This window comes from Streptococcus sp. 1F3 (genome assembly GCF_054968985.1).
Genome location: NZ_JBUEQR010000064.1, coordinates 41,835 through 47,462 on the forward strand (window position 1 = coordinate 41,835; position 5,628 = coordinate 47,462).

General features: G+C 41.5%; 6 protein-coding genes. All 6 read left to right on the top strand.

What is annotated here, in order from left to right; translation table 11 throughout:
- Positions 1–414: 414 nt before the first annotated feature.
- The 6 genes from ACVPON_RS05925 to phoU are packed head-to-tail and all read left to right on the top strand — an operon-like array spanning position 415 to position 5,346.
- Positions 415–1,284, top strand: a complete 870-nt coding sequence (locus tag ACVPON_RS05925; protein WP_462877121.1) for a phosphate ABC transporter substrate-binding protein PstS family protein — start codon at positions 415–417, stop codon at positions 1,282–1,284.
- Positions 1,285–1,286: 2 nt separating this feature from the next.
- The gene (pstC, locus tag ACVPON_RS05930) at positions 1,287–2,204 is read left to right on the top strand and encodes a phosphate ABC transporter permease subunit PstC (protein WP_462877123.1); all 918 of its coding nucleotides are present in this window, start codon (positions 1,287–1,289) and stop codon (positions 2,202–2,204) included.
- Complete coding sequence (gene pstA, locus ACVPON_RS05935) at positions 2,194–3,087, top strand: phosphate ABC transporter permease PstA (RefSeq protein ID WP_462877125.1); 894 nt, start codon at positions 2,194–2,196, stop codon at positions 3,085–3,087. The genes pstC and pstA overlap by 11 nt, the downstream gene beginning before the upstream one ends.
- Before the next feature lie 10 nt (positions 3,088–3,097).
- On the top strand, positions 3,098–3,901 hold the full coding sequence (pstB, locus tag ACVPON_RS05940) for a phosphate ABC transporter ATP-binding protein PstB (protein ID WP_462877127.1): 804 nt from the start codon (positions 3,098–3,100) through the stop codon (positions 3,899–3,901).
- 12 nt (positions 3,902–3,913) lie between these two features.
- Positions 3,914–4,672 carry a phosphate ABC transporter ATP-binding protein PstB gene (gene pstB / locus ACVPON_RS05945; protein ID WP_462877129.1) on the top strand — a complete coding sequence of 253 codons (759 nt, stop codon included), beginning with the start codon at positions 3,914–3,916 and terminating at the stop codon, positions 4,670–4,672.
- A 17-nt stretch (positions 4,673–4,689) separates the two neighbouring features.
- Entirely contained in the window at positions 4,690–5,346 is a 657-nt protein-coding gene (phoU, locus tag ACVPON_RS05950) for a phosphate signaling complex protein PhoU (protein ID WP_462877131.1), read from the top strand.
- Positions 5,347–5,628 lie beyond the last annotated feature (282 nt).

Sequence of the window (5,628 nt, forward strand, 5' to 3'; positions counted from 1 at the left end):
CTCCTATTCCCTATTTTTCTTTCCATTTTCTTGACGTCCTCACATCTTAATTAATTGAGTTCGGACTAAAAATGGTAGAAAAAAGATGAATCGGCTTGATGACAAAGGTCATCTTCTCCGATTCCCTATTTTTCTTTCCATTTTCTTGACGTCCTCACATCTTAACTGAACTCGGGCTAAAAGCTCGGAAAAAAGATAACTTCTTCTGGAAGCTCAAGCTTCTGCGAAGAACTTCCTATTTTTCATTCGCTTTTTTAACGCCCTCGTATCTTAGTTAGAAATACTTTGCAACTTAAGGTGTTATATGATATAGTGGAATTGTGAAAAATTCTTGTAAATAGATTGTAATGTTTGGAATAACTAGTACACTTTTTACATAGAAAAACACGCAAAAATGTAAAGGAAAAATGAAAAATGAAACAAAAGCGTACGCTTGGCATACTGGCTGTATGTCTTTCAGCGAGCCTTAGTTTATCTGCCTGTGCTTCATGGATTGATCGTGGAGAATCGATTACAGCAGTCGGCTCAACAGCCCTTCAACCTTTGGTAGAAGCAGCAGCAGATGAATTTGGAATTGAAAACCAAGGTAAGACCATCAATGTTCAAGGTGGTGGTTCTGGTACAGGATTATCACAGGTCCAGTCAGGTGCTGTTCAGATTGGCAATAGCGATGTCTTTGCTGAAGAAAAATCTGGGATTGATGCGGATAAATTGGCTGATTATCAAGTTGCTGTGGCAGGTATTGCAGTGATTGCTAACAAAGAAGTTGATGTTGATGACATCAGCCTTGACCAACTGCAAAAGATTTTTAAGGGCGAAGTAAGCAACTGGAAAGAGTTGGGTGGAAAAGATTTGGCGATTTCCATTATCAACCGTGCGGTCGGATCTGGTTCACGGGCAACCTTTGATACGGTGGTCATGAAAGGTGAAGAAGCGACCCAGAGTTTGGAGCAGGACTCAAACGGCATGGTAAAATCAATCGTGTCTCAGACACCGGGTGCAATTTCTTACCTTGCCTTTTCCTATGTTGATGATTCGGTCAGAACGATTCGGCTAAACGGGTTTGAGCCAACGATGGAGAATGTTGTGACCAATGATTGGCCAATCTGGTCTTATGAGCACATGTATACCATGGGTGAGGCAACTGGTCTTGAAAAAGAATTTATAGACTATGTGATGTCTGACAAGATTCAAAGAGGAATTGTCCTTGATATGGGGTATATTCCAGTGAATGACATGAAGGTTACAAAGAGTGCAGATGGTACAGTGAAGGAGAAGAAGTAGGTATGAAAAATGAACAACTTGCAAAAGAATTGCTCTCCCCTTCCAAAAATTCTCGCCTAGAGAAATTTGGAAAGAGTATCACCTTTCTCTGTTTGGGCTTAATCGTCTTTATTGTAGCTATGATTTTACTCTTTGTAGCGCAAAGAGGCTTGTCTACTTTCTTTGTCAATGGCGTTAACATTTTTGAATTTTTATTTGGAAGTGTTTGGAAGCCAGCAATTAAATCTTTCGGCGCCTTTCCAATGATTGCAGGTTCTTTCATTGTGACGATTTTATCTGCGATTATTGCTACCCCTTTTGCGATTGGAGCGGCAGTCTTTATGACCGAAGTATCGCCTAAGTATGGGGCAAAAATCTTGCAACCTGTTATTGAGCTTTTGGTCGGAATTCCATCGGTTGTCTACGGATTTATCGGCTTACAAGTTGTGGTTCCTTTTGTTCGCTCTCTCTTTGGCGGAACAGGTTTTGGGATTCTATCAGGTGTTTTTGTCCTCTTTGTTATGATTTTACCGACGGTGACCTTTATGACAGTCGATAGCCTGAGGGCTGTACCTCGTCATTACCGTGAAGCTAGCCTTGCCATGGGAGCAACTCGGTGGCAAACGATTTGGCGGGTTACTCTGCATGCAGCCAAGTCTGGTATTTTTACAGCGGTAATCTTCGGAATGGCTAGAGCTTTCGGTGAAGCACTTGCCATTCAAATGGTGGTCGGAAATTCAGCCGTTGTCCCAACTTCTCTGACGACGCCGGCAGCTACCTTGACTTCTGTCTTGACCATGGGAATTGGAAATACTGTCATGGGGACGGTCCAAAATAACGTTCTGTGGTCGCTGGCACTTGTCCTATTATTGATGAGCCTAGTCTTTAACTTAATGATGAAATTTATTACTAGAGAAAGGAAGAGAAACTATGCACGCTAAAAAGTTAGATAAATTAGCGACGGGGATTTTGTACTCTATTGCCGGCATTATCGTTGCCATTTTAACCTCTCTCATTCTCTATATTTTATTGCGAGGTCTGCCACATGTCAGCTGGTCATTCTTGACGGGAAGATCTTCTTCCTATCAGGCAGGAGGAGGGATAGGCATTCAACTCTACAATTCCTTTTTCCTGCTCGTGATTACCATCTTGATTTCTGTTCCGCTATCTACAGGAGCAGGTATCTATCTAGCTGAGTATGCTAAGAAAGGGCGCTTGACTAATTTTGTTCGGACCTGTATTGAGATTTTATCTTCTTTACCGTCTGTCGTTGTTGGTTTGTTTGGTTATTTGATTTTCGTGGTTCAGTTTCAGTATGGATTTTCGATTTTATCAGGTGCCTTGGCACTGACCGTCTTTAACTTACCTCAAATGACACGCAATGTTGAAGATAGTCTTCGCCATGTCCATCATACCCAGCGTGAGGCAGGGCTTGCCCTTGGGATTTCGCGGTGGGAGACGGTCCTACATGTGGTCATTCCAGAAGCTCTCCCAGGAATTGTGACAGGGATTGTCCTTGCTTCTGGTCGTATTTTTGGGGAAGCAGCCGCTTTGATTTATACAGCGGGTCAATCCGCTCCAGCCCTTGACTGGTCTAATTGGAATCCGCTCAGTGTGACCAGTCCGATTTCAATTTTCCGTCAATCAGAAACGCTTGCGGTACATATCTGGAAGGTTAATAGCGAGGGCACAATCCCAGACGCAACTCAAGTCTCTGCTGGTAGTGCAGCTATCCTCTTAGTTTTCATCTTAATCTTCAACGTATCTGCACGCTATATCGGTAAGAAATTGCATGCAAAATTAACATCTGCAACCCTAAATTAGAGGAGAAAAAATGGCAGAATATAATTGGAATGAAAAGCATATCATCACCTTTCCGCAGGAGAAAATTGCCCTAGAAACAAAGGATTTACATGTTTACTACGGTGGCAAGGAATCGATTAAGGGCATTGATATGCAGTTTGAAAAAAATAAAATTACAGCCTTGATTGGTCCATCGGGATCTGGGAAGTCTACCTATCTGCGAAGTTTGAATCGGATGAATGATACGATTGATATCGCTAAGGTGACTGGAGAAATTCTTTATGAGGGAGTAGATGTTAATCGTCCTGAAATCAATGTCTATGAAATGCGCAAGCATATCGGTATGGTCTTCCAACGTCCCAATCCTTTTGCCAAGTCTATTTATCGCAATATTACCTTTGCTCACGAACGTGCGGGTGTAAAAGACAAAAAGGTCTTGGATGAGATTGTTGAAACCTCTCTCAAGCAAGCTGCTCTCTGGGAGCAGGTAAAAGATGATCTTCATAAGTCTGCCTTGACCTTATCAGGCGGACAACAGCAACGCTTATGTATTGCGCGAGCGATTGCGGTGAAGCCTGAAATTTTGCTTATGGATGAGCCTGCGTCAGCGCTTGATCCGATTGCGACGATGCAGTTGGAAGAGACCATGTTTGACTTGAAGAAGAATTATACGATTATCATCGTGACCCACAATATGCAACAAGCTGCTCGGGCGAGTGACTATACGGCCTTCTTTTACTTGGGAGATTTGATTGAGTATGATAAGACAGCTAATATCTTCCAAAATGCGAAACTACGCTCTACAAACGACTATGTGTCAGGACATTTTGGATAGAAAGGAACTTTGATGACAGCACCGATTTTACAGGTCAAAGACTTGTCTGTTTATTATAATAAGAAAAAGGCATTGAACAATGTTTCCGTCGATTTTTATCCCAATGAAATTACAGCTCTGATTGGTCCATCTGGTTCTGGAAAATCAACCCTTCTACGTTCTATTAACCGTATGGGAGATTTGAATCCAGAAGTAACCTTGACAGGAGCAATTGACTACAATGGCCGAAATATCTATAGTCCCCGTACAGATACGGTTGATTTACGTAAAGAGATTGGGATGGTTTTCCAACAGCCCAATCCTTTTCCGATGACGATTTATGAGAATGTTGTCTATGGTTTACGAATCAATGGTATTAAGGACAAACATGTCCTAGATGAAGCAGTAGAGAAATCGCTGATAAGTGCTTCTATCTGGGATGAAGTGAAGGATCGTTTGCACGATTCAGCACTTGGTTTATCGGGTGGACAGCAACAACGGGTTTGTGTGGCGAGGGTTCTTGCAACCAGTCCTAACATTATCCTCCTTGATGAGCCAACGTCTGCCCTTGACCCGATCTCGGCAGGGAAAATTGAGGATACCTTATACGGGTTGAAAGATAAGTATACCATGGTCTTGGTCACTCGTTCGATGCAGCAGGCATCGCGGATTTCAGACAGGACAGGTTTCTTCTTAGATGGGGATTTGATTGAATATAATAAGACTAAGGAAGTTTTCTTAAATCCTCGCCATAAGGAAACTGAGGATTATATCACAGGAAAATTCGGATAATAAAAAGGAAAATAACGATGTTAAGAACACAATTTGAAGAAGAACTAGATAAATTACACAATCAGTTTTATGCCATGGGAAATGAGGTGCTTGGGCAAATCAATAATACCGTACAAGCCTTCATTACGCATGACCGTGAATTGGCTAAGGAAGTCATTGAATCAGATGCTAAAATCAATGCATTTGAAATCAAGCTAGAGAAAAAATCGCTTGAAATCATCGCTTTACAGCATCCTGTATCTACTGATTTACGTACGGTTATTACCGTTTTGAAAGCGACAAATGATTTAGAACGCATGGGGGATCATGCGGTATCTATTGCAGAAGCAGCTATCCGTATGAAAGGGGAAGTTCGTATTCAAGTCGTTGAAGCAGAAATCAAAAAAATGGGACGAGAAGTCCGTAAATTGGTTGAAGCAGCATTGGAGCTGTATCTGAATGGTGGCGATACAGAACAGGCTTATGAACTAGCAGCCCATGATGAAATTATCAACCAATACTATAATACTATCCAAGATTTGGCGACAGAGGAAATCAAGAAAAATCCAGATGCTTTGATTGCTGGACGTGATTACTTCCAAGTCATTTCCTATCTCGAGCGTATTGGTGATTATGCTAAGAATATTTGTGAGTGGGTCGTCTACCTCCGTACTGGTAATATCACAGAATTATAGAAATCTGAGCAGGAATCGATTTCAGAAGAAAGATAAAGTCGTTAGCCCTAACGGCTTTTTCATATGTAAAGTAGTGGCAAATGGAACTTTTAGCTTCCTTTAAGTTTATTGGGTTAGAATGAGAACAAACAAGGAGTATCGTACGAAAGAGACTATTTTCAAGTGAAATGGGCTCTTTGTCAACTGTAGTGGGTAGATGAAAAGCTAACACCTAGAGAGGACGAACTTGGTTCTCTCTTTCTTTACGTTTAAAGCAATCAAAATGCGTTTTTTAAAGTTTTC

What these genes read in the sequence shown, in the direction of transcription:
- ACVPON_RS05925 (WP_462877121.1), top strand. Translation starts at nt 415, where the DNA reads ATGAAACAAAAGCGTACGCTTGGCATACTGGCTGTATGTCTTTCAGCG.
- pstC (WP_462877123.1), top strand. Translation starts at nt 1,287, where the DNA reads ATGAAAAATGAACAACTTGCAAAAGAATTGCTCTCCCCTTCCAAAAAT.
- pstA (WP_462877125.1), top strand. Translation starts at nt 2,194, where the DNA reads ATGCACGCTAAAAAGTTAGATAAATTAGCGACGGGGATTTTGTACTCT.
- pstB (WP_462877127.1), top strand. Translation starts at nt 3,098, where the DNA reads ATGGCAGAATATAATTGGAATGAAAAGCATATCATCACCTTTCCGCAG.
- pstB (WP_462877129.1), top strand. Translation starts at nt 3,914, where the DNA reads ATGACAGCACCGATTTTACAGGTCAAAGACTTGTCTGTTTATTATAAT.
- phoU (WP_462877131.1), top strand. Translation starts at nt 4,690, where the DNA reads ATGTTAAGAACACAATTTGAAGAAGAACTAGATAAATTACACAATCAG.